Below are 22,494 nucleotides of genomic sequence, written 5' to 3'. Positions count from 1 at the left end.
TTTTTTGAAAAGACTATTTTTTATTTTTTATTATAAAAATATGGTAAAAAATTATATTTAAAGATAGAATTATGAGTGACATATGAATTATATAAAAATATTAAGGAGATGTATTATGAAGCAAAACGCAGTAGTTTTAGAAGAGAGATTAAGTCAAATTGTTAAAATATTAGAATCAATGGAAACATTCATAGATCAATTAGATTTTTCATTGCCTAAACCAGCTAAAGAATTAATTTTAAAAGCGGTACAATCAAAAGAAATCAAAGAAATAGTTGATGGTGTAAAAGAAAAACGTCCACCTAAATTAGTCATTATGGGACGTTCAGGTGTTGGTAAAAGTAGTTTAATTAATGCAATGTTTGGTGAATATCTTGCCGAAACAAGTTCTGTAAATGTTGGTACAACAGAAGCTCATGTATTTCAGTATAAAAAAGGCGATGAAGTAGTTTTTGAGATAATTGATACACGTGGAATACGTGAAAATGTCCAAGAAACAGATAGTGAGGCAGAAATAGATTTACAAAAAGTTATTGAAGATTTTGAGCCAGATGCTTTTTTATTAATCACAAACGGTGCTGATCGCTCTACGTTAAGAGAGGATGCAATTTATTTAAATGAAATTTATAAACAATTAGAAATTCATGTACCACTTATTACGGTAATTAATCGAATTGATGATATAGAGCCTTCAAGAATTAAAGAACCTACTCAATACTCAGCAAAAAAGAAAGAAAATATTAATACTAAAGTAGAGCAGGTTAAGGAGGTATTATCAGACGTAGGTATTTCTAAAGCGTTTGTTGTACCAGTTTCTTCTTATATTGAATGGAATCATGATAATCCAGAAGAGTTAACGAAGGAAGAAAAAGAAGCATTAACAATCGAGTTTGATGGTCGCTACAATATTGATAAGCTACTACAACTATTAGAAGATAATATCGATTTTCGAGCAGCTGTGTATATGATGTTAAACAATAAATATGAAGTAGCAATTCGAAAAGTAGCAGATAAGTTTATAAAAGTATTTTCAACAGCTAGTGCAAGTGTAGCTATTACACCAATTCCAGCTAGTGATATCGCTATTTTAATCCCAATTCAAATTTTAGAGGTTAGAGTAATTGCTTATCTGGCAGGTGAGAAGCTGGATGTAAAATCAGCTAGAGAGTTTATTTTATCTTTAGGTGGCGTAGCATTATTTGGTATGGCATTACGTTTTATCGCTCAACAAGGCTCTAAATTATTGAATCTAACGATACCTGGAAGTGGTGCAGCTATTAGTAGCTCACTAGCTTACACCGGTACTTATTCAGTTGGTAAAGCGGCATTGGCTTATTATATTGATGGAAAGTCAAAAGAAGAATCCAAAAAATTAATGGAAGAAGCGCAAAAAGAAACAGAAAAGAAACAAACTATTTTAAGTTAATAAATCACAAAGAGGCTGGGACAAAACCCTAGTTAAAAGTAAGAGAGCTTCGGCACATGAAAATGCCGAAGCTCTTTTTGGTCTGTCTGCGGATGTTCGTTTTGGGCGATGCTTTTCGCGGGCACGGCTTCATCTCATGTTGGCGATGCATCGCCAACATGGATATTCCGCTCGTGCTGTTCCCGCAGAAGTCACGCCCACACGCCCATCCAAAATAAAAAAATGGATACAAAAAAAGAGCCTTTCCTGTTAAAATTTAAGTATCTCACCACAAAAATAATAAAAGGAAGTGCTCTTTATGTATAAAAACTATAACATGAATCAAGTGATTTTACCATTAGATTTTGAAATGAAACTAGCTGAAAAGGATATTGCTTTTTCGATCCATCATTTAGTTGAAAGTATTCCAGAAGAAGCTTTCGCTCCTTTCTACAAAGCGACAGGTTGTCCTTCTTATCACCCTAAAATGATGTTAAAAATTATTTTATGTGGTTATACACAATCTATTTTTTCAGGTCGTCGGATTGAAGATTTAACAAAAGATAGTGTACGTATGATGTGGTTAGCACAAGGTTACGAACCAAGTTACCGTACGATTAATCGTTTTCGCGTTCATCCACAGATGCAAGAACTTCTAAAACAATGCTTTATCCAATTCCGTTGTCGATTAATTGAAGAAAAATGCATTGACCAACAAGCGATTTTCATTGATGGCACAAAAATTGAAGCGAATGCCAATAAGTTCACTTTTGTATGGAAGAAGTCGGTTGAAAACTATCAAGCTAGTATGATTGAAAAGTCTAATGCCTTATACGAGCAACTCGTAGAAGAACGTATTTTGCCTGCCATTCAAAAGGAACAAAAAGAGGCTTTATCTGAAGAAGAGCTAGAACAAGTCGCTTCGACATTAGAAGAAGTGATTGATGATTATACAGAAAAGCTGGAAGCTTCCTCTGATTCAAGTGAACGAAAACAATTACGCGCAGCACGTAAAACACCGAAACAATATTTAAAACAAGTGAAAGATTGGATTGTCCGAAAAAGACAATATCGCCTTCATTTACAACAGATGGGTACACGAAATAGTTATTCAAAAACCGATGTCGACGCGACATTTATGCGCATGAAAGACGATTATATGAAGAATGGACAACTGAAACCCGGTTACAATGTTCAAATCGCAACAGAAAATCAATATGTCCTTGCTTATGAGGTGTATCCGAATCCGACAGATACAAAAACGCTCGTGCCCTTTTTACAAGATATTCAAGCTCATTATTTTGAACTACCTGAACATATTGTCGCCGATGCAGGTTATGGTAGTGAACCGAACTATCAATACGTGGTAGAAACACTCCAACGTAAAGCATTAATTACATATGGTATGTATCGCAAAGAACAGCAACGAAAATATCTTAAAGATCCTTTTAAAACAAGCAATTGGGCATATAACGCAACGACAGATTGTTATACGTGCCCGAATGGACAATTAGTAACGTATCAATACGACTCAACACGTACGGACAAAACAGGATTTACACGTCATTTTAAAATATATACATGTGAAGACTGTTCAGGATGCCCTTTCCGTTCATCTTGTACAAAAGCACGTGAAGGAAACAATCGAAGATTGGCCATCAATACGCATTGGGAAGAACAGAAGAAAATGATTCAAGCGACGCTTTCAGAAGCAAAAACAGGCGCCATTTATCGAAAACGAAAAATCGATGTGGAACCAGTTTTTGGATTTTTGAAGGCGAATTTGGGTTTCACTCGATTTTCACTTCGCGGAAAATCGAAGGTCCGAAATGAAATCGGACTTGCCTTAATGGCGACCAACCTAAGAAAGTATGCGATGAGAGGGTAAAACCCTCCCATCACTGATGAAAAAAATCACACAAAAAAGGAGATTGCCTGCGCAATCTCCTTTTTGTGTGACTGAGAGCTATTTATGTCCCAGCCTCTTTTCCTTTGTCTATTTTTTTGAAAGCCTTATAATGATAAAAGATGTATTTTAGTGAGCATTCTTTCGAAATGGGTAACCATTTGAGGAAAGAGCTTGAGAGAAAGGGCGCGCAGAAATCAAATGAAAAAAGTTGGATTTGATATCGAGAAGTATTTGCAAGAACAGTCTGCTTATATCTTAGAACGAGTAGAGCAGTATGATAAGTTATACTTAGAATTTGGTGGGAAATTAATCGGGGATAAGCATGCGAAGCGTGTGTTACCAGGATTTGATGAAGATGCGAAAATCAAATTATTAAACACATTAAAAGATAATGCAGAGATTATCATTTGTGTGTATGCAGGAGATATCGAGCGTAATAAAGTACGTGAAGATTACGGGATTACCTATGACCAAGATGTACTGCGTTTAATCGACGAGTACCGCGCATACGGTATTTCTGTGAATAGCGTACTTTTAACACGTTATGAAGGACAACCAACAGCCAAAGTATTTATGACGAAGTTAGAGCGTAGTGGTATTCGTGTATTCACACATAGCCAAATCAAAGGTTACCCTACAAGCGTAGAAGAAGTCATCGGAGAAGAAGGATTTGCGAAGAATCCATATATCGAAACAACGAAGCCAATCATCGTTGTAACAGCTCCAGGACCAGCTAGTGGTAAGTTAGCGACTTGTTTGAATCAGATGTATCATGAACATCGCTTAGGTAATAAAGTGGGTTATGCGAAGTTTGAGACGTTCCCTGTTTGGAACTTACCTTTAAAACATCCTGTGAATATCGCATATGAAGCCGCAACAGTCGATTTAAAAGATGTGAACCTAATTGATAACTATCACTATGAAGCGTATGGAAAAGTCGCTGTAAACTACAATCGTGATATGGAAACATTCCCTGTCATTAAACGTATTATTGAGCGTATTACAGGGAAAGAATCAGTGTATCAATCACCAACAGATATGGGTGTAAACCGTCTGAAATCAGGAATTACAGACGATGAAATCGTACAAGAAGCAGCACGCCAAGAAATCATTCGTCGTAGCTTTAGCGTAGAGAATGATTATAAAAAAGGTTTAGCTGATGAAGATAGCGTACGTCACATGCAAGTGATTTTAGAAGAAACGAATTTGAAAAAAGAAGATCGTGCGCCAGTATTGCCTGCACGTGAATATGCGAAGCAATTACAGGAACAAGAAGGTAGCACGAATTTACAAGCTGTAATCGCTGTAGAATTACCGAACGGTGAAATGATTACAGGGCGTACAACAAAGTTAATGGATGCATCAGCTGCAGCCATCTTAAATAGCTTGAAGAAATTAGCGAATATTTCAGATGAAATTAAACTATTATCACCAATGATTTTAGAAACGATTCAACGCTTAAAAACAGATGAGCTAAATAGTCGTGTACCGACATTAACTGCGAACGAAGTGTTAATTGCGTTATCAATTAGCGCAGTAACGAATCCAACGTCTGAGTTAGCTTATAAGCAATTACCAAACTTACAAGATACACAGGCGCATTCAACAGTTATTTTAAATCATGAGAATGAGCAAACATTGAAAAACTTAGGTATGGACGTAACGAACGATCCAATCTATCCAACTGATAATTTATTCTATAACTAATGATATATGTAGTCTTCTTTGCAAGAGAAGGCTACATTTTTTCATGTACAATAAAAGAAAAGGAGGAGAGTATCTTGGGTAGAGGTTTGAAAGTTTTACAAGTAGAGAAGATGGACCGACGAGAGCTTGGCTATTACTATACACCCGACTTCGTAGCGCGTTATCTGACGGACAGACTTCGCATGATTCAACCAAATGGACGAACTGTATTGGACCCTTGTGTGGGGAAGGAAGAGTTAATCACGCATTTCTTAGCAGAGGGTTATACAGTGGACGGTGTAGATATTTTTCGACATGAAGAAACGTATAGTTGCACATTTACACAGATGAATTTTATTGATGTATATAGAGAACAACGAGAACCACTTCACTATGATTACTATATTGCGAACCCTCCTTATAATTGCCACGAAGTCGATTACATTCAAAAGAATAAAAAAGAATTGAAAGTATTATTTTCCGATGTAGGCGTACACAATATGTATAGCATGTTCATATCGGCTTTAATTGATGTAGCGAAAGACGGTGCAGTACTAGGATTTATTACATACGATTCTTTCTTTACAGCAAAGGCTCATCAGAATTTACGCAGAAAGATATTGGAAACATGTACGATTCATGAGATTACGATGTGTCCAACAGACTTGTTTCATGAACAATCGGCAGACGTAAGAACAAGTATCATCATTTTACAAAAAGGAACGTCTTATCAAAAGGGCGTCTATGCAAAAAACCGACCAATTTCAACAGCTGCTTTTACAGAACAATTGCAACAACAGCTGACTGAATTTATGAATGGAGAAGTGAACACACATACGTTAGATGAATTAATTTTGAATGATGAAAAAGATTATGCAGAGTGGATGATTGATTGTCCTGTAGAGGTTAAAAAGCTTTTTCAATATGCCCGACTCGGTGACAAGTTTGATTGTGTGACAGGGATCTCGACAGGAAAAGACTCACTTTATTTATCAAAAGAAAAACGTGCACCGTTTACAATTCCATTTTATAAAAATCCGGGAAGTCACCGCTTCTACGCACCAGTTCGACTTTATTTACATGAAGATTTTTTAGAATTTGATCGATTGATACCAACGTTTAATGTGCGTAATAAACAACTTCTCTATCAATCTGGTATTACCTGTTCTTCAATGGGTGTAGCTTTTACAGCGAGTCGTCTCCCTAAAAATGTGACATATGGTGTGAACGCGAATATTATTTGTGAGGATGAAGATGTTTGGTGGTTACTAGCTTACCTCAATTCAGAGTTAGTCACCTATTTAGTACGTGGTATTTTAAATCGTTCAAATATGGTGACCTCAGGTTATGTGGCGAGAGTCCCCTTATTACCGTTTACGAATGAGCAAAAAAGTCAGTTAGGCATATTAGCAAAACAAGCTTATGAACTTGCAGAACAACAATATGCATATGAGGATCAATTAAGGGACATCAACGACATGATTCATCGCGTTACTGCATTCTCAAATGAAACAACGAAGAAAATTAAAGAATTTAATAGGAATCTGGTACAACGGACATAAAATACCAAGAAAAATTTTCACTATATTTATAGAATTAAAAATAGCTCCTAGATATCAAAAATCCTAGGGGCCATTTTGAAATACATTTAATTAGAAAATAAATAAAGCTACCAAACGCTCTTAATCAGATTCGCTTATCTAAAACTACGCCAATAATCAATCCGATTGTTGAAATTAAAAAAAGATAGGCACCTGAACCTGCTACATTAATGGCAGTCCCAAATATTTCGTCTGATTTTGAACTAATATAAGCAATTGAAGCAATTAATGCTACGATTCCACAAACTAGTCCGCCAACTTTATTTATATAAGTATTCTTGAGAACACAATAAACTGGATAAATAAAAGCAATTAAAAAAAGATATCCACCTTGTTGGAAACCAGAAGTACTTAAAATACCTAATTCAACCCACGGCAAAAATAAAGAAATAAGAGCGATTACAGTTGTAATTAAGATAATTTTTTTACCGAGTGATAGTTGTTTAAAGTTCATATTATTCACCACCTCAACCTTATTTTACCATAAAATATAAAAAAAGATTTATAATGTAAATCAATAAACCATTTAAAAATAGTGGAAATATTAAAAAGTATATACAATACATCTTTAGTTCTAGTTAAAAAGACCTTATAATGTATAAAATAGTATATATTTTAGATGGGTGGGGAAATGATGACATTATTTATGTTACAGACTTAACTCGGATCACTCGGAGTACGCAGAACTTATTTGAATTGATTGATTTAATACGCAGGAAAAAGGCAAGCTTAAAATCACTCAAGGATACATGGCTAGATTTATCAGAGGATAATCCATACAGCCAATTCTTAATTACAGTAATGGCTGGTGTGAACCAATTAGAACGAGATCTTATCCGTATGCGTCAACGAGAAGGGATTGAGCTGGCTAAGAAAGAAGGGAAGTTTAAGGGTCGTTTAAAGAAATATCATAAAAATCACGCAGGAATGAATTATGCAGTAAAACTATATAAAGAAGGCGGTATGACTGTAAATCAAATTTGCGAAATTACTAATGTGTCTAGGGCTTCATTATATAGAAGGCTATCGGAAGGAAACAAATAGTTTGTCCTGATTCTATCAAAAGGTTTATTTTTTGATACCAACATTTTTAGGCATGAAATGTCGGCAATTATTATCTATTTTGTTTTAAAGTAAATATTGAAAGGGAGTAAACCTATGGATTGGCTAGAAAGAATGAACAATGCGTTAAACTACATTGAAAATAGCTTGAATGAAGAAATAGACTACAAAGAGATTGCAAAAGCAGCTAATTGTTCTGAGTTTCATTTTTCAAGAATGTTCTCTTCAATCTCAGGTATATCGCTATCAGAATATATTAGACGTAGACGGTTAACACTCGCAGCATTTGAAATTCAAAAAAGTGATATTCGGATCATTGATGTGGCAATTAAATATGGTTATGTTTCTTCTGATACTTTCTCACGTGCTTTTCAAAAAATGCATGGAGTAACCCCTTCCAATGCTCGTAATAGAGGGGTACAGTTAAAAGCCTTTCCCAGAATTTCCTTTCAAATTTCTATTAAAGGAGATACCGAGATGGAGTACAGAATTGAAAACCTTGATTTTGAATTAAGAATTGTTGGAAAAAGTAAGCCAGTAAAAACAAGCAGAGCATTTAAAACAATCCCTACGCTTTGGAACACTGCGAAAAAAGATGGATTTATGCAAGAACTAGTAGATATGTCATGGGAAAATCCAAAATGCACGCTTGAAAGCCTTCTGGGGGTTTGCGGAAAAGAAGCTGCCATAACAGATGAACAATTTTCCTATTTCATGGGCGTAAGATACGATGGGGAATCCCCAGAAAATATGGAGACGCTTATTATTCCCGCAAGTACATGGGCAGTTTTTCCGAACATAGTGGATGCATGGAAACGTTTATATTCCGAGTGGGTCCCTACCTCCGAGTATGAACTTGCAAATTTACCGTGTATAGAATGTTATTACGGTCCGAAGCATAAACCAAGACACGAACTCTGGGTCCCTGTTATCCCGAAGTAAATTACATATTCAGTAATAGAATGCTGTTTATGGAGTAACGAAAAAAGAGCCTAATTTCTCAATTTAGGTGATGGGAAATCAGGCTTTTTATATTGGAAATTCCTTATCGTTGTAAATCCGCATTTTCCTGACGCTACCCCAAAAAGAGCGTTATGGTGATCAACTTAATTACACAATTGAGTGTGAACCGTCACTTGCTTCTATTCAAATGTCAAAAATTTTATTACAGCCGATTGTTGAAAATGCCTTGTATCATGGGATTCGAGGTCTTTCGCATACAGGTGAGATTCGAATCTATGTAAAAGATGAAGGAGAAGATTTAACCTTTTATGTAGAGGATAATGGAGAAGGATTCGACACATCTACTCTAGATGAAATACAAGAGAAAAAACAAACAAAACTAGGCGGTGTCGGTATTCAAAATGTGGATGAACGTATTAAACTGTACTACGGAGAAACGTACGGTGTGACGACTGATTCTACAATCAATGAAGGGACAACCGTTACCATTAAAATTAGTAAAACATTGCACACATAATAGATATAAAAAAACAGCCCTTTGGTTCAAGAAAGGGCTGTTTTTTAGTCATAAAATAATTTTTGTTGTAGTAAATCAAGTGCTTTTTCAAGTTCAAACTTTTCGGCAGCAGTTAAATGCTCGATTCTTTTTTGAAATTTATGTTCGATTTTTTGAAAAGAAGTAGACATCATTTTTGTACCTTCAGTAGATAATGAAATTACTTGTTTTCGACGATCCACAGCATCGGTTTCTTTTATAATCCATTTTTGTTCTAATAATTTTCGTAATTCACGACTTGTATTCGGTAGAGAAATATGGAGACATTCGCTAATTTCACTTGGTGTTACCGGTTGGCTCACTGTAATGTACTCTAAAATAGCATATTGAACAGCTGTTAGATGTTCATTTTTTACATCCTTTGTGAGTTGTTGTGTGGTTAAATGTACAGCAGATGTAAAGGAAATAACTTTTTCAAATAAGGTTTTTTCGTTCATAAGAGACACTCCTTTAAAAAAACATATCAAATAACTTATCTAAAAACAATTATCATTTGACAACTAATTACTTTGCAAGTTATATTTAGTTATCAAATGATAACTAAAAGAGGTGTAGAATGAATATTTTAATTGTGTACACATATCCGAATCACGAAAGTTTAAATGCGTCATTTTTACAACACACATTAAAAGGGCTGCATGATCATTCTCAAAAACATGAAGTACAAGTGCTCGATTTATATGCTGAAAATTTTAATCCAGTATTAGATTTCCATAAAGAAAAACGAAGAAGAGATTTATATAAAGACCCAGATTTAGAGAAATACAGGGAGCAAATTAAATGGGCGAATCAACTGATTTTTATTTATCCAATTTGGTGGGGAAGACCACCCGCAATGTTATTGGGATATATTGATAAATTATTTTCTGCAAACTTTGCATATCGAGATACAAAGGGATTATTTGCAGAGGGGTTATTAAAAGGAAAATCAGCTATTTGTATTTCAACAATGAAAGGACCAACACATTATCCATTCATTTAGCTGCATAATGCACATAAAATTTTGATGAAGCGTGCACTATTTCAATTTGTCGGTATTAAAAAGATAAAGTTTTTTGAATTTGGTTCTATGGAGAAAAAAGAGGGAAAACAACAAAAGAGGTTGTTACAAATTGAAAGTCATATGAGAAATTTATAAAAAAAAACGCAATTTCATATGCGTTTTTTATAGATACTCATTTATTCAATTTTTGTATCAATTTCTTGAATATAAGTTTGAAGAATGTCAATTTGCTCAACTAATGTTTGTTTATGTTGTTGCAAAATTGCTTGCACATTTAATTCTGCATGTTGTGATTCAAATGTTTGAATTTGCTGCTGGATTGTCTGAATGGACATACCGAGCGTTCGAAAACAGCGAATTAAGTTGAGTAATTCGATTTCTTTCTCTGTGAATATTCGATTACCCTTTGTGTCACGTTGAATAAAAGGAAGTAGTTGAATTTTTTCATAGTAGCGAATTGTGCTTGCAGGCACTTGTGTTAATTCTGAAGCTTGTCTAATAGAGTACATGAATCGTCCGCCTTGACTTAAAGTATGGTTTAACTTGTATTATGAAGCATATCAAGAAAAAAGGAGTATGTATAATGAAAAAAATCTTAGTTGTCGTAACGAATGTATCAAAATATCCAAACCAAGCGCGTGCTACAGGATTATGGTTAGCAGAAGCAGTTCACTTCGTAGAAGAAGTAACAAAAGCAGGATATGAAGTAGATTATGTAAGTCCTAAAGGTGGTTATACACCACTTGATCCACATAGTCTTCAAGCAGATCAAATGTCTGAACTAGATTGGTCTTACTATACGAACCCTACATTTTTAAATCGTTTAGGTACAACAATGGCTGCGAGTGAAGTAGATGCAAGCGAGTATGATGCAATTTATTACACAGGTGGTCATGGCGTAATGTGGGACTTCCCAGAAGATGCACACCTTCAAAAATTAGCGAGTGCCATTTATGAAAAAGGCGGCGTAGTAGCGGCTGTATGTCATGGTTCAGTCGGCTTATTAAATATTCAAACTGCAACAGGTGACTATTTAATTAAAGATAAAAAAGTAACTGGATTTACGAATACAGAGGAACAAGCTGTAGGATTAACAGAAGTAGTACCATTCTTAACAGAAGACGCGTTAAAAGAACGTGGCGGCCAGTATGTGAAATCAGATGACTGGGCATCATTTGCAGTAGCAGATGAACGTGTCGTAAGCGGTCAGAATCCTTCTTCAGGTGCTGCAGTTGCAAAAGAAGTTATTCAATATTTAGAAGCACAATAATAAAAAAGTCCGAAGTCGCATTATAAGTGCAATTTCGGATTTTTTTATGGTTTATTATTGTGCAATTCCTACCGATTCGCCTATATATGTGTCGTCATCTAAGGCTTTTAAAATAAAGTGTGCGACATCAGCACGTGGTATATTACGTGCATTCTCTGGTACGCCTTCTTTTGCTTCACGATATTCTCCTGTATAGTCATCATTCGTCAAACCAAGTGGACGAACAATCGTATATTGTAAGTCTTTATGTGCTTGAATCAAATCAACAGCGTGGCGATGGTCAGTTAAAACATTTTGAAGCATTTTCATCACCATTTTGCCACCTACACCCGGTAGTTCATTATTGATTCCAGCAGAGGCGGTATAGACGATTCGCTTCACGTGATGTGCTTCCATACCAGCTACAATGTGTTGGGTCATTTCTTCTAATTGTGTAGACTTCGCCACCATCTTATTTGAGCCGAGACAAGAAACAATGGCATCATGATCTGCAATTGCAGCAGATACTTCTTCTGCATTTGTCGCGTCACCGCGTACGACATGAAGATGGTCATTTTCGATTTGTAATTTTGTTAAGTCACGTACAAAAGCAGTCACTTCATAACCTGCTTGAAGTGCTTGATTGACTACATGACGTCCAACGCCTCCAGTAGCACCGAATACAATGATTTTCATAAAAATCCTCCTCGAATATAGCGTTATTTACTTATACCCTAAATGAAAATGACATAACAAATCAAATAATGTTCGATTTTTTTAAATATTCAACACTCTTTGGTTCACAAAATAACTTTTTTTGTTCAAAATAGAGAGGTAAGTAATTTTGATAGGGGGACAAATGAAAATGATTAAAGAACGCGTAGCACAACTGAGAGAATTAATGAAAGAACATCAATTGGATGCGTATATTATTCCAAGTTTTGATGCACACCAAGGAGAGTATGTAGCAGATTATTGGAAGAGTCGTGAATGGATTTCAGGTTTTACAGGTTCTGCTGGTACGGTCGTAATTACATTAGATGACGCAGGGCTATGGACAGATGGGCGTTATTATATTCAAGCAGAAAAACAATTAGCAGGTTCAGGCATTCGATTATTCCGTATGGCAGATCCTGAAGTACCTTTTTATACAGAATGGTTAGCGGATGTTTTAAAAGAACAGGCGACAATTGGTTTTGACGGTCGCGTATTTTCAACACAATTAGTAGAACGTATGAAAAAGGATACAGCTGCTAAACAGATGAAAATTCATGCAAAAGACGATTTAATTGGTCAACTATGGCTCGATCGTCCAGCTGTTTCAGATGCACCAGCTTATATTCATGACGTGAAGTATGCAGGGAAATCACGTACAGAAAAATTAGCAGAAGTACGTGCTGAGATGAAAAAACATCAGGCAACACATTATCTTGTTGCTTCTTTAGATGATATTGCATGGTTATTAAATATTCGCGGGACAGATGTTCCAAATAACCCTGTAGTGACAGCAAATGTGTTGATTACCGATACAAATTGCACCATCTTTATTGATTCTAAAAAATTACCACAAGATGTGAAAGAAGTTTTAGAAGCAGATGGTATTGAGGTTAAAGAATATGAAGAAACTACAGCAACACTTGAAAAGTTACCAACAGATGCAGTCATGTTATATGATGACCAACGCATCAATTATGCTTTAGATGAAGCCATTCCAACAGCTGTTAAACGCATCGCCAAAACAGATGTAACAACAACCTTAAAAGCGATTAAAAACGATGTAGAAATTGAAAATTTCAAAGCATGTGAATTACGTGATGGCGTAGCGATGGTTCGTTTTATTAAATGGTTAAAAGAAGAAGTGGCATCTGGGAACATTACCGAAATCGCAGCAGAACAAAAATTAGAAGACTTCCGTCGTGAACAGGCTGACTTTGTAGAGCCAAGCTTTGATACAATTGCGGCATATAAAGAGAACGCAGCGATGATGCATTATAAAGCAGAGGAAGCGACTCAAAAGACATTAGAAGCACAAGGATTATTCTTAGTCGATTCAGGTGGTCAATATTATGATGGTACGACGGATATTACACGTACAATTGCGCTAGGTACTTTAACAGATGAAGAAAAACACCATTTCACACTCGTATTACAAGGTTTTATCGCACTAAGTAAAGTGAAGTTCTTGCATGGCTCAACAGGCGGCAATTTAGACGTGTTAGCACGCCAACCAATCTGGGCTGAAGGAATTGATTATAAGTGCGGTACAGGACATGGCGTTGGTTTCTTCTTAAATGTACATGAAGGACCACAAAGTATTCGCAACAACAATCACGTTGTGTTAGAAAAAGGCATGATTTTGACGAACGAACCAGGGATCTATTTAGAAGGAAAACATGGCATTCGTATAGAAAACATGTTAGTTGTAGTAGAAGCAGAAAAAACGGAATTTGGTCAATTCATGGCATTTGATACCATCACATACTGCCCAATTGAAGTAGATGCAATCGCAGTAGAATTACTAACACAAGCTGAAAAGCAATGGTTAAATGCATACCATGAAGAAGTATATGCCAAACTTTCTCCATATTTAAATGAAGAAGAACGAGCTTGGTTAAAACACGAAACAAGAGCAATTTAAACAAAGAAAAGCGAAGCCATTCAAAATTGAGTGACTTCGCTTTTTACATAAGGAGTTGCATCCCATGTTTTATGTTGTATTTTTATACTCAATGATTTTTATTGTGTGGCAGTATCATCTAGCGAAAAAAGGTCGATTTTTAGTTGCATCCATCATATCGATGATCTATTCACTGCTTATTTTTAATTTTTTACAGGGTGAATCTTTTATGTTTTTAACGGTTTATATTAATTTCTATTTATATCTTATGACGCTCGTAGCTTATTTAAAAAAGTCCTCTTTTTCGTAAAAAATTTTTTATTTTGATTTCTGATCCAATCGATAACTAATACTCGTTAAAATACATGCTAGAATCGCAAGAACACCACCTACAAATGGAATGAATGTTAGCGAGCTTGCGTGATAGACAAATCCGCCAATTGCAGAACCCATCGCAATCCCTACATTACTTGCGACAGGCATGAGAGAAGCTGCAAGACCTGTTGCGCTCGGCTGATAAATTTTTGCTAAATCAATTAAATATAACTGAGTTGAAGTCGTTAAGAGAATCGACATGAGTGACATCAATCCAATATTAACTAAAGCGAGTGGTAACGAATCAGTTGTCCAGTAGATTGCGATTAATACAAGTGCTTGAATAAAGAAGACGATACGCAGTCTGGCGATTGGACGATGACTAGCAATCTTTCCAGCAAGAATATTACTAAAGATTGAAATGACACCATAACCAAATAATACGAGACTGATGGACTCATTTTGAATATCTAATGTTTTTAAAATCGGTACAAGATACGTGAATACGGCATAGGTAGCGCCAAAGCCAAGAGCTGGAATGAAGAATGCCATTAGAATTCGACTGTTACCAAGTAGTGCGAATTGGTCACGAATGGAACCTTTCTCCTGACTGAGTTTATGCGGTAATAAACGCTGTGCAAAGATGAACGCAACTAAACCGAGTGAAGCGGTTAAGATGAATGTTGCGTGCCAAGAAAAGTGTCCAGCAAGTAATGTACCAATGGGAACGCCAATCACATTCGCTAGTGTAAAGCCTCCGAATACGAATGAGATGGCCATGCCACGCTTGTGTTCGGGAACCGATTCATTGGCTACGACCATCGCTAACGAGATTAACACACCTGTAACGATTGCTGTCAGCATACGAAGTACGAGTAGGACGGTATAGCTTGTTGCAAAAATGGATAATGTATTAAATAGAACAAAAGCTAAAATTAACAGTAGCATCCAAGGACGTTTTTTAAAGTGACTTGTAAGTGCCATAACGATTGGTGTAGTAATGGCAAAAGTAAAGGCAAATGCAGAAACGAGTGTACCTGCTTGTGCATTTGAAATATGAAGACTAGAAGAAATATCAGTTAAAATTCCGACAATCACAAATTCGCTTGTACCTAATACGAATGTAAGTAGGCTTAAAGAGAAAATGAGTAGACCATAGGGTGTTTTGTTTTCTTGTTGTGTCATAGACAGGCTCCTTTTTCTCAAAATAACTTCATTAGCATAGCATAATTAGGACATAAAATAAGGAAAAGGTGAATTTATTTAATTTATTTAAATTGCCTTGGCATCGTAAACGACGACATAAAAGAGAAACATAATAGATATAAATGGAGTGAATAGAGGTTGAAGAATATAATGGGTTTAACAGCAGTTACCATATTATTACTGACTGGATGCATATCAAAAGAGGGTGACAATGTGGAAAAACAGACAAAGACAGAGGTAACAGAAGAAGCGGTAGAGGAAGACGTACAACCAAAAGAAGAACAGCAAGTACAAAAAGGGGAACTTCTACAAGCTGTAGAAGAAAAAATGTACAAAAAGTAAAAGAGATTTTGGCACGTAGCAATGCGACTGTAAACGAAATAAATAATAAAAAGGAAACGCCATTACTCATTGCTACACATGAAAATGATATAGAAATTGCAAAATTATTAATTGACGCGGGTGCAAATATTAACCAGCAAGATGCGATTCAAGATAGCGCCTATTTATATGTAGGTGCACAAGTAAAAACAGAGATTTTACGTTACATGATGGAACATGCAAAACCAAATCAACAAGTAAGAAATCGTTTTTGCGGAAATGCATTAATTCCAGCAGCTGAAAAAGGGCAATTAGATATTGACCATCAAAATGATTATGGTTATACAGCATTGATTGAAGCAGTTGTCTGAACAGATGGTTCGAAAGTATATCAAGAAATTGTGCAAGAGCTTGTGGACGTAGGAGCAAATCAAAATCTACGTGACCGCTATGGTAAGACAACGTTAGATTACGCAAAAGAACAAGGGTATCGCAAAATGATTGAGATTTTAAATTAGAATAAAGGTTGGAACATAACCACCTTATATGAGTATAAGAAAAATCGGAATTGGGCTGTGGCACGGTTCCGATTTTTCGTTGCGAAGTTTAAAAGGAAAGTAAGATAATTTATCTCATTCTGTCTTTTTGGTTCTATTTAAAAGTATGGTATATTTTTGGTAAGAAGAGAGGGAGGATTTATACATGAAAAAGAGTAAGTATGGACTACTATTATTTATGGTGATGGCACTCATCACATTGTTAGCAGCATGTAGTTCAGATAAAAAAGAATCAAAAGAACCTGAAACAAATTATGCATCAGAAGTAAAAGAGAATCCGATTGTGACCATCACAATGGAAGATAATCAAAAAATTCAAATGGAGTTATATCCAAAAAAAGCGCCGAATACAGTTGCGAACTTTATTTCATTAATTAAAAAAGGCACATATGACGGAACAATCTTCCATCGTGTCATTCCGGACTTTATGATTCAAGGTGGAGACCCAGATGGGGATGGTACAGGAGGTCCTGGCTATGAAATCAAAGGGGAGTTCTCTAAAAATGGTTTTGACAATGACTTAAAACATACACGTGGTGTTGTATCAATGGCACGCAGTCAAAACAATGATTCAGCAGGTTCACAGTTTTTCATTATGGTGGCAGACACACCAAGTTTAGATGGTGACTATGCGGCATTTGGTAAAGTGACATCGGGAATGGACGTTGTAGACCAAATTGTAAAAGTTGAACGTGATGGCTCGGATAAGCCGAATAAAGATCAAAAGATGAAAAAAGTCGAAGTTGATACAAAAGGCTTTGATTACCCAGAACCAGTAAAAGTAAAATAAAGATTTGAAAAATCATCCTAAGTTGTCCACAATACAATAAAGGATGATTTTTTTGAAAAGATATCCACATGTGTATAACTTATACTAGTTGAAAAGATATCCACAAAGAGAGGATGATGAGGATGAAGGGGATTTTAATTGGAGCAGGTGTTGTTGGAGAGAGAATACTTCAACAAGCAGCTAACTCCACCAGTGTAGAGATTGTAGCAATGTACGACGCGAATACAGAGCGGTTACAGGAAATGACGGCGCGTTATAACGTTCAAACAACTTCTTCTTTAGAAGAACTATTAGAAATAGAGGTTGAATTCGCTTATATTGGCACACCACCTATTAGCCATATGTTTTTGACAGAAGGTTGTGCAAAAAGAGGATTACATGTTATTTGTGAAAAACCGCTTGCTCACAATGAAGAAGAAGGAAAAAGAATGGTGGAAATTGCAAAAGCATATGGTGTTAAAACAGCTATGCACTTTCCAATGATATACGGGGAAGAGTTTTTATATGTAGAAAAAGCAATACAGCAGCAGGAACTCGGTGATGTTATTCAGGTTGAGTTATCAACTTATTTTCCACAATGGCCGCGTCCATGGCAAGAAAATAATTGGATTCGTACGCGTGAACAGGGTGGTTTTATTCGTGAAATTTTCCCACACTATCTTCAGATGACAGAACGACTTTTTGGTGAAGGATCACTTCAATCTCATCAGACACATTATCCGCAGAATCCAGAGCTTTGTGAACAGAGTATTTGTGCACTTGCACAACTTCCGGGAAATATTCCGTTTGTTTTACAAGGAGCGCATGGTGTCGCAGAACAAGAGCAAATAATCTATCGTATTCATGGTACGAAAAAGACAATGACCATTCGAAATTGGGCAGAATTATGGGTTAGTACACCTAACCAACCGGCCGAAAGACTAACATTACAAAAATCTAACATTTCTTTTTTAGATGAGGTTTCTCTCTATTTTCAGGGTAAAGGTTCAAACTACGTTTCATTTGAAGAAGGTGCGTCTGTCCAACATATAATTGATTCTTTATTAAAATAGGAGTGAGAATATGAAAAAGTTGTATATGAAGCAAAAAGTACTTAGCTTAAACAGTAAATTTACGGTAAAAAATGAAGCTGAAGAAGATGTTTATCGTGTAGAAGGTAGTTTTTTACGTATTCCTAAAAAATTCTCTATTACAAATCAGCAGCAACAAGAGGTAGCGCTTGTAACTAAGAAAGTATTTAGTTTTTTACCGCGATTTTTCGTTGAGGTAGAAGGGCAAGAAGTATTAACCATTAAAAAAGAGTTCTCTTTTTTAAAAGCGAAATATAGTATTGAGGGTCACGGAATTGAAGTGAATGGAAATTGGTGGGATATGAATTTTGAGGTATATCAAGATCGCACGCGTATTGGCTCTGTTAGACAAAAGTGGTTTAGTTGGGGCGATAGTTATGAGATTGAAGTTTTAGATGAGGCGATGGAGATTATACTTGTAGCGATTGTTGTAGCAATTGATTGCGTAAAAGCAGATGAACGTGCAGCAGCAGCATCTACATCTGTATAGTTGACGTTACAGAATGATATGATAGCGTTATTTCGTTATTTAAAGGGGTAAGAGAGTCATACCTAATTAAATAATGAAAAGGTGTGGATTACCGTTTAGAAGAAGATTTAACACATCTATAAAAAGATTTCGTTCCACTTTCATACGCTGTATCATAGAGAGAGAATAAACGTATAGGAGAGAAGTGAAATGGAATTAGAACGTATTCGACAGCAATTGCGTAAACCACAGCCGCTTTTTATTGGTGAAGAACAAGCCTTCCGTTCTGCTGTTATTATTCCGTTGATTCAAAAAGAAGATGGGTGGCATATATTATTTGAAGTACGCTCTGCCACAATGCGTAAGCAGCCGGGAGATATTAGTTTCCCAGGTGGACAAATTGATGATACAGATGCTTCGATTATAGAAGCAGCAAAACGTGAAACAGAAGAAGAGTTAGGTGTTCGAAGAGAAGATATTCAAATCTTACAAGAGCTAAGTCCTCTTATCATGTCGCCATCTTTTGTCGTTTATCCTGTTGTTGCAGTGATTCCAGATGAAACGCACTACACATTAAATCCTGATGAAGTGGGATCTACGTTCACAATTCCTGTCGATTGGTTGTTAAGTCATGAAGCTTACCGTCATTATGTCCCAGTGAAACTACAACCAAAAGATGATTTTCCATATGATAAAATTGCGCGCGGAAGAGATTATAAATGGCGTTCTCGCGATATGGAAGAATGGTTTTATGAGTATGAAGGGCATACGGTATGGGGCTTAACAGCACGTATATTACGCTATGTGATTGAGCAATTAAAAAAAGATGCATAAAAAAACAGGCGACGCATATCGAGCGAAGCCTGTTTTTCATTATGGTCGGAACATCGGTATTTTCTTAAGTATAGCAACTACTGGAATCGCTACAAGTAAACCTATACTGTTTTGTAGTAAGTTACCTGGAATCGATGTAGCTGGTGCAACCCAATTACCGAATAGGATACCTTCACATAAATAGTAACCTGCTAACATAACGGGGATAGAAGCTAAAATACCGACAATATTAAATGGAATACTACGACCTTTACGACCACCATAGAAGGCGATAGAGCCAACAATATAGGCTTGTAATCCACGTGTTACGAATGTGAACGGAGCCCATAATGTCCAATTTGAGAATAAATCGAATAGACTCATACCTATGGCACCGACAATCATCCCTTTTTTCGGTCCGAATAATAGCGTTACAATGAATAACATCGCTGTACCTAAGTGAACGAGTCCACCATTAATTGAGATTGGTAAACGAATGTTTAAAAATAATGTTGCAACAAAAACAAGTGCAATACACATCGCTGTAATAATTAAGTCGTATGTATGAGAGCGCGGACGAGCGTTTGTATTCGATAATGTTTTTTGCATAGTAACCACCCCTTTGGTTCAATTTGTACTCTTACATTAGCAAACACACTGACTGTTTAAAAGTGCCAGAATTAATATATTTAAAGTGGTCAGAAAATTTATAAAATGGTAGTTTGTCATAAATTTGATTTATTCGATAAATTGTCATTTAATACGAGCTGAATTGCTTCATATCTACCGATAAATACGCTATAGTATGAAAATAATCTGAACGAAAAGAGGCGTTTACAATGGCGAAATTGTCATTAGAAAATATTGAGTTAATGTTAGAGGATGCAAAGGATATGTTATCTGTTCTAGAAGCACCTGGTGAAATTGACGAAGGCACAAAAGAATTAATTGAACTAACAAAAGAGCAAATTGCTGAATTGGAAGAAATGAGAAAAGAACTAAGCGAAAAGTAATGATATTCCTTGTTTAATTACCTGTAGGGGTATATGATGTAGGTATAAACAAATGAGGAGGATATATTCAATGAAGGTATTAGTTGTTGGTGGTGTGGCAGGCGGAGCTTCTACAGCTGCTCGTATTCGTAGATTGGATGAACAGGCAGAGGTAATCATGTTTGAAAAAGGACCACATGTTTCTTTTTCAAATTGCTCTTTACCGTTTTACTTAAGTGGAATTGTTCCAACAAGTGAAAAATTAATTATGATGAGTCCTGAAAAATTTAAAAAACAATATAATTTAGAAGCACGTGTGAATCAAGAAGTGATTGCGATTCATAGGGACCGCAAAACAATTGAAGTGAAGCATGTTGTTACAGGTGAAGTCTATGAAGAAGCATATGATATTTTACTGTTATCACCGGGTGCAAAACCGACGTTACCTCCTATTGAAGGAATCCATTCTTCGCATGTATTTACGATTCGAAATGTAGCAGATATTGAGAGATTACAAACCTATATTCAGATGAATGGTGTACGGGATATTGTGGTTATTGGCGGTGGCTTTATTGGTGTTGAAGTAGCAGAAAATTTACGTGAAGCGAAAAAGTCAGTGACATTAATTCAGCGTGGTGCACAAATTATGGATCCGTATGATGAAGATATGGTGCAAATCATGCAAAAAGAATTACTCGATCATGGCGTGAATTTAGAATTGCGTGCAGCGGTTGAAAAAATTGAAACAGCGCATGTGTTACTTGCAAACGGTAAAAAGATTGCAGCAGAGGTAGTTATAGTTGCAGCAGGTGCGAAACCGGAAACCGATTTAGCGATACAAGCGGGGTTAGATTTAGGGATAACAGGTGGTATTAAAGTAAATACGAATTATCAAACGAATGATCCTTCGATTTATGCTGTAGGCGATGCAATTGAAGTATACGATCAAATTCTACGTCGTCCAACACGTCTTGCTTTAGCTGGTCCAGCACAAAAACAAGCACGTGCAGCCGCAGACCATATGTATGGTATTACAAATCGTCAACGTGGTGTAATGGGTTCATCTAGTATTCAAGTTTTTGATTACAACTGTGCAGCGACAGGTATTAATGAACGCACAGCTAAAATGGCTGGTATCGAAGCGGACTTTGTTTACGTGATTGCACCAGATAAAGTGGGATTAATGCCTTCAAGTAATCCACTTCATTTTAAATTAGTTTATGAAGTGCCAACTGGCAAAATTTTAGGTGCGCAAGCGATTGGTAAAGGGAATGCAGATAAAAGAATTGATGTAATCGCTACAATGATTATGATGGGCGGTACGATTGAGGATTTAAAAGATTTAGAACTATCTTATTCACCAATGTATAGTACAGCAAAAGATGTTGTGAATATGGCAGCTCTTGTTGCAACGAATGTATTGTATGGGCGTTTTAAACAAGTTCATGTATCGGAAGTACGTGATTTATATGAACAAGGTGCGTTCTTTTTAGATGTGCGTGAAAAAAATGAGGTTGAAAATGGACAGATTAAGGGAGCATTAAATGTTCCTTTAAGTGAACTACGTGAACGTATGAATGAAATTCCAAAAGACCGACCAATCTATGTTCATTGTCGTTCGGCACAACGTAGTTATAATGCTGTGATGGCACTTCAAAACAGCGGATTCACACAAGTTTATAATGTATCCGGCTCATTCTTAGGAATCTGTTTGTATGAATATGTACAAGATACATTACAACAGCGAGAACCGATTGTAACAGCATATAATTTTAAATAATGCACAAAGCGAGGGGCTAACCTTCGCTTTTCTTTATGTTCTAGAACATACTCGTTTATTTCATTTTTGGAAATTCATGATAAGATAGAAAGAATAGTCTTATCGTTTTAAAAAGAAAATAAGATAGATA

General features: G+C 36.0%; 23 protein-coding genes and 2 pseudogenes. 19 read left to right on the top strand and 6 right to left on the bottom strand.

Going from position 1 to position 22,494, the window contains the following annotated elements; genetic code table 11:
* The first annotated feature begins 178 nt into the window (after positions 1-178).
* From MHB75_RS12775 to MHB75_RS12755, 5 genes are all read left to right on the top strand, one after another.
* Entirely contained in the window at positions 179-1,426 is a 1,248-nt protein-coding gene (locus MHB75_RS12775; RefSeq protein WP_340998129.1) for a GTPase family protein, read from the top strand.
* A 56-nt stretch (positions 1,427-1,482) separates the two neighbouring features.
* Positions 1,483-1,644 carry a hypothetical protein gene (locus tag MHB75_RS12770; protein WP_340995838.1) on the top strand — a complete coding sequence of 54 codons (162 nt, stop codon included), beginning with the start codon at positions 1,483-1,485 and terminating at the stop codon, positions 1,642-1,644.
* Between the two features lie 80 nt (positions 1,645-1,724).
* Complete coding sequence (locus MHB75_RS12765; RefSeq protein ID WP_340998127.1) at positions 1,725-3,293, top strand: IS1182 family transposase; 1,569 nt, start codon at positions 1,725-1,727, stop codon at positions 3,291-3,293.
* A 219-nt stretch (positions 3,294-3,512) separates the two neighbouring features.
* Positions 3,513-5,021, top strand: coding sequence for a DUF1846 domain-containing protein (locus MHB75_RS12760; protein ID WP_340998125.1), 1,509 nt, complete (start codon positions 3,513-3,515; stop codon positions 5,019-5,021).
* A 74-nt stretch (positions 5,022-5,095) separates the two neighbouring features.
* Complete coding sequence (locus MHB75_RS12755; protein WP_340998123.1) at positions 5,096-6,562, top strand: N-6 DNA methylase; 1,467 nt, start codon at positions 5,096-5,098, stop codon at positions 6,560-6,562.
* Between the two features lie 124 nt (positions 6,563-6,686).
* On the opposite strand, the gene MHB75_RS12750 is transcribed toward MHB75_RS12755, so the two are convergent.
* Positions 6,687-7,067, bottom strand: a complete 381-nt coding sequence (locus tag MHB75_RS12750) for a hypothetical protein (protein ID WP_340998121.1) — start codon at positions 7,065-7,067, stop codon at positions 6,687-6,689.
* A 158-nt stretch (positions 7,068-7,225) separates the two neighbouring features.
* Here MHB75_RS12750 and MHB75_RS12745 point away from each other — a divergent pair.
* From MHB75_RS12745 to MHB75_RS12735, 3 genes and pseudogenes are all read left to right on the top strand, one after another.
* A pseudogene (locus MHB75_RS12745) lies at positions 7,226-7,645 on the top strand (recombinase family protein); the annotation flags it as partial.
* Between the two features lie 114 nt (positions 7,646-7,759).
* Positions 7,760-8,605 carry an AraC family transcriptional regulator gene (locus MHB75_RS12740; RefSeq protein WP_010731423.1) on the top strand — a complete coding sequence of 282 codons (846 nt, stop codon included), beginning with the start codon at positions 7,760-7,762 and terminating at the stop codon, positions 8,603-8,605.
* Positions 8,606-8,813: 208 nt separating this feature from the next.
* Positions 8,814-9,143 (top strand): sensor histidine kinase, encoded by a 330-nt coding sequence (locus MHB75_RS12735; RefSeq protein WP_141272315.1) that lies wholly within the window; start codon positions 8,814-8,816, stop codon positions 9,141-9,143.
* A gap of 44 nt (positions 9,144-9,187) precedes the next feature.
* Here the strand turns inward: MHB75_RS12735 and MHB75_RS12730 are convergent, their stop codons facing one another.
* Entirely contained in the window at positions 9,188-9,619 is a 432-nt protein-coding gene (locus MHB75_RS12730) for a MarR family winged helix-turn-helix transcriptional regulator (RefSeq protein ID WP_141272317.1), read from the bottom strand.
* Positions 9,620-9,738: 119 nt separating this feature from the next.
* Between MHB75_RS12730 and MHB75_RS12725 the strand changes: the two are divergent.
* A pseudogene (locus MHB75_RS12725) lies at positions 9,739-10,320 on the top strand (NAD(P)H-dependent oxidoreductase).
* 41 nt (positions 10,321-10,361) lie between these two features.
* Here MHB75_RS12725 and MHB75_RS12720 read toward each other — a convergent pair.
* Positions 10,362-10,694, bottom strand: coding sequence for a MerR family transcriptional regulator (locus tag MHB75_RS12720; protein ID WP_340998118.1), 333 nt, complete (start codon positions 10,692-10,694; stop codon positions 10,362-10,364).
* A 74-nt stretch (positions 10,695-10,768) separates the two neighbouring features.
* On the opposite strand from MHB75_RS12720, the gene MHB75_RS12715 reads away from it, so the two are divergent.
* The gene (locus tag MHB75_RS12715; protein WP_068457013.1) at positions 10,769-11,455 is read left to right on the top strand and encodes a type 1 glutamine amidotransferase domain-containing protein; all 687 of its coding nucleotides are present in this window, start codon (positions 10,769-10,771) and stop codon (positions 11,453-11,455) included.
* 54 nt (positions 11,456-11,509) lie between these two features.
* On the opposite strand, the gene MHB75_RS12710 is transcribed toward MHB75_RS12715, so the two are convergent.
* Positions 11,510-12,130, bottom strand: a complete 621-nt coding sequence (locus tag MHB75_RS12710; RefSeq protein ID WP_340998115.1) for an NAD(P)-dependent oxidoreductase — start codon at positions 12,128-12,130, stop codon at positions 11,510-11,512.
* Positions 12,131-12,299: 169 nt separating this feature from the next.
* Between MHB75_RS12710 and MHB75_RS12705 the strand changes: the two genes are divergently transcribed.
* Complete coding sequence (locus MHB75_RS12705) at positions 12,300-14,072, top strand: aminopeptidase P family protein (RefSeq protein WP_340998113.1); 1,773 nt, start codon at positions 12,300-12,302, stop codon at positions 14,070-14,072.
* Positions 14,073-14,369: 297 nt separating this feature from the next.
* Here the strand turns inward: MHB75_RS12705 and MHB75_RS12700 are convergent, their stop codons facing one another.
* Positions 14,370-15,551: an MFS transporter gene (locus MHB75_RS12700; RefSeq protein ID WP_340998111.1), complete on the bottom strand. Its 1,182-nt coding sequence runs from the start codon at positions 15,549-15,551 to the stop codon at positions 14,370-14,372.
* 159 nt (positions 15,552-15,710) lie between these two features.
* Between MHB75_RS12700 and MHB75_RS12695 the strand changes: the two genes are divergently transcribed.
* From MHB75_RS12695 to MHB75_RS12670, 6 genes are all read left to right on the top strand, one after another.
* Positions 15,711-15,914, top strand: a complete 204-nt coding sequence (locus tag MHB75_RS12695) for a hypothetical protein (protein ID WP_255314682.1) — start codon at positions 15,711-15,713, stop codon at positions 15,912-15,914.
* 8 nt (positions 15,915-15,922) lie between these two features.
* Positions 15,923-16,264: an ankyrin repeat domain-containing protein gene (locus MHB75_RS12690; RefSeq protein ID WP_340998108.1), complete on the top strand. Its 342-nt coding sequence runs from the start codon at positions 15,923-15,925 to the stop codon at positions 16,262-16,264.
* A 331-nt stretch (positions 16,265-16,595) separates the two neighbouring features.
* Positions 16,596-17,240, top strand: coding sequence for a peptidylprolyl isomerase (locus MHB75_RS12685; protein WP_340998106.1), 645 nt, complete (start codon positions 16,596-16,598; stop codon positions 17,238-17,240).
* 122 nt (positions 17,241-17,362) lie between these two features.
* Complete coding sequence (locus tag MHB75_RS12680) at positions 17,363-18,292, top strand: Gfo/Idh/MocA family protein (protein WP_340998103.1); 930 nt, start codon at positions 17,363-17,365, stop codon at positions 18,290-18,292.
* Between the two features lie 10 nt (positions 18,293-18,302).
* On the top strand, positions 18,303-18,800 hold the full coding sequence (locus MHB75_RS12675; RefSeq protein ID WP_340998101.1) for an LURP-one-related/scramblase family protein: 498 nt from the start codon (positions 18,303-18,305) through the stop codon (positions 18,798-18,800).
* Between the two features lie 189 nt (positions 18,801-18,989).
* A complete protein-coding gene (locus MHB75_RS12670) occupies positions 18,990-19,613 on the top strand; it encodes an NUDIX hydrolase (RefSeq protein WP_141272333.1) in 624 nt (207 codons plus the stop codon).
* A 39-nt stretch (positions 19,614-19,652) separates the two neighbouring features.
* On the opposite strand, the gene MHB75_RS12665 is transcribed toward MHB75_RS12670, so the two are convergent.
* Positions 19,653-20,201 (bottom strand): ECF transporter S component, encoded by a 549-nt coding sequence (locus tag MHB75_RS12665; RefSeq protein ID WP_068457043.1) that lies wholly within the window; start codon positions 20,199-20,201, stop codon positions 19,653-19,655.
* Positions 20,202-20,431: 230 nt separating this feature from the next.
* Between MHB75_RS12665 and MHB75_RS12660 the strand changes: the two genes are divergently transcribed.
* On the top strand, positions 20,432-20,605 hold the full coding sequence (locus tag MHB75_RS12660) for a hypothetical protein (RefSeq protein WP_170214687.1): 174 nt from the start codon (positions 20,432-20,434) through the stop codon (positions 20,603-20,605).
* Positions 20,606-20,675: 70 nt separating this feature from the next.
* Positions 20,676-22,364 (top strand): FAD-dependent oxidoreductase, encoded by a 1,689-nt coding sequence (locus tag MHB75_RS12655; protein WP_340998094.1) that lies wholly within the window; start codon positions 20,676-20,678, stop codon positions 22,362-22,364.
* Positions 22,365-22,494: the final 130 nt, after the last annotated feature.

Origin of the sequence: Kurthia sp. FSL E2-0154 (assembly GCF_038003625.1) — a bacterium.
GTDB lineage: Bacteria > Bacillota > Bacilli > Bacillales_A > Planococcaceae > Kurthia > Kurthia gibsonii.
This window is presented reverse-complemented; position numbering and strand designations above follow the sequence as displayed.

Bases quoted from the DNA above. Each gene is read 5' to 3' on its own strand.
- MHB75_RS12775 (WP_340998129.1), top strand. From the start codon at position 179: ATGGAAACATTCATAGATCAATTAGATTTTTCATTGCCTAAACCAGCT.
- MHB75_RS12660 (WP_170214687.1), top strand. From the start codon at position 20,432: ATGGCGAAATTGTCATTAGAAAATATTGAGTTAATGTTAGAGGATGCA.
- MHB75_RS12670 (WP_141272333.1), top strand. From the start codon at position 18,990: ATGGAATTAGAACGTATTCGACAGCAATTGCGTAAACCACAGCCGCTT.
- MHB75_RS12665 (WP_068457043.1), bottom strand. From the start codon at position 20,201: ATGCAAAAAACATTATCGAATACAAACGCTCGTCCGCGCTCTCATACA.
- MHB75_RS12680 (WP_340998103.1), top strand. From the start codon at position 17,363: ATGAAGGGGATTTTAATTGGAGCAGGTGTTGTTGGAGAGAGAATACTT.
- MHB75_RS12760 (WP_340998125.1), top strand. From the start codon at position 3,513: ATGAAAAAAGTTGGATTTGATATCGAGAAGTATTTGCAAGAACAGTCT.
- MHB75_RS12655 (WP_340998094.1), top strand. From the start codon at position 20,676: ATGAAGGTATTAGTTGTTGGTGGTGTGGCAGGCGGAGCTTCTACAGCT.
- MHB75_RS12675 (WP_340998101.1), top strand. From the start codon at position 18,303: ATGAAAAAGTTGTATATGAAGCAAAAAGTACTTAGCTTAAACAGTAAA.
- MHB75_RS12770 (WP_340995838.1), top strand. From the start codon at position 1,483: ATGAAAATGCCGAAGCTCTTTTTGGTCTGTCTGCGGATGTTCGTTTTG.
- MHB75_RS12715 (WP_068457013.1), top strand. From the start codon at position 10,769: ATGAAAAAAATCTTAGTTGTCGTAACGAATGTATCAAAATATCCAAAC.
- MHB75_RS12735 (WP_141272315.1), top strand. From the start codon at position 8,814: ATGTCAAAAATTTTATTACAGCCGATTGTTGAAAATGCCTTGTATCAT.
- MHB75_RS12710 (WP_340998115.1), bottom strand. From the start codon at position 12,130: ATGAAAATCATTGTATTCGGTGCTACTGGAGGCGTTGGACGTCATGTA.
- MHB75_RS12730 (WP_141272317.1), bottom strand. From the start codon at position 9,619: ATGAACGAAAAAACCTTATTTGAAAAAGTTATTTCCTTTACATCTGCT.
- MHB75_RS12740 (WP_010731423.1), top strand. From the start codon at position 7,760: ATGGATTGGCTAGAAAGAATGAACAATGCGTTAAACTACATTGAAAAT.
- MHB75_RS12720 (WP_340998118.1), bottom strand. From the start codon at position 10,694: ATGTACTCTATTAGACAAGCTTCAGAATTAACACAAGTGCCTGCAAGC.
- MHB75_RS12700 (WP_340998111.1), bottom strand. From the start codon at position 15,551: ATGACACAACAAGAAAACAAAACACCCTATGGTCTACTCATTTTCTCT.
- MHB75_RS12705 (WP_340998113.1), top strand. From the start codon at position 12,300: ATGATTAAAGAACGCGTAGCACAACTGAGAGAATTAATGAAAGAACAT.
- MHB75_RS12685 (WP_340998106.1), top strand. From the start codon at position 16,596: ATGAAAAAGAGTAAGTATGGACTACTATTATTTATGGTGATGGCACTC.
- MHB75_RS12765 (WP_340998127.1), top strand. From the start codon at position 1,725: ATGTATAAAAACTATAACATGAATCAAGTGATTTTACCATTAGATTTT.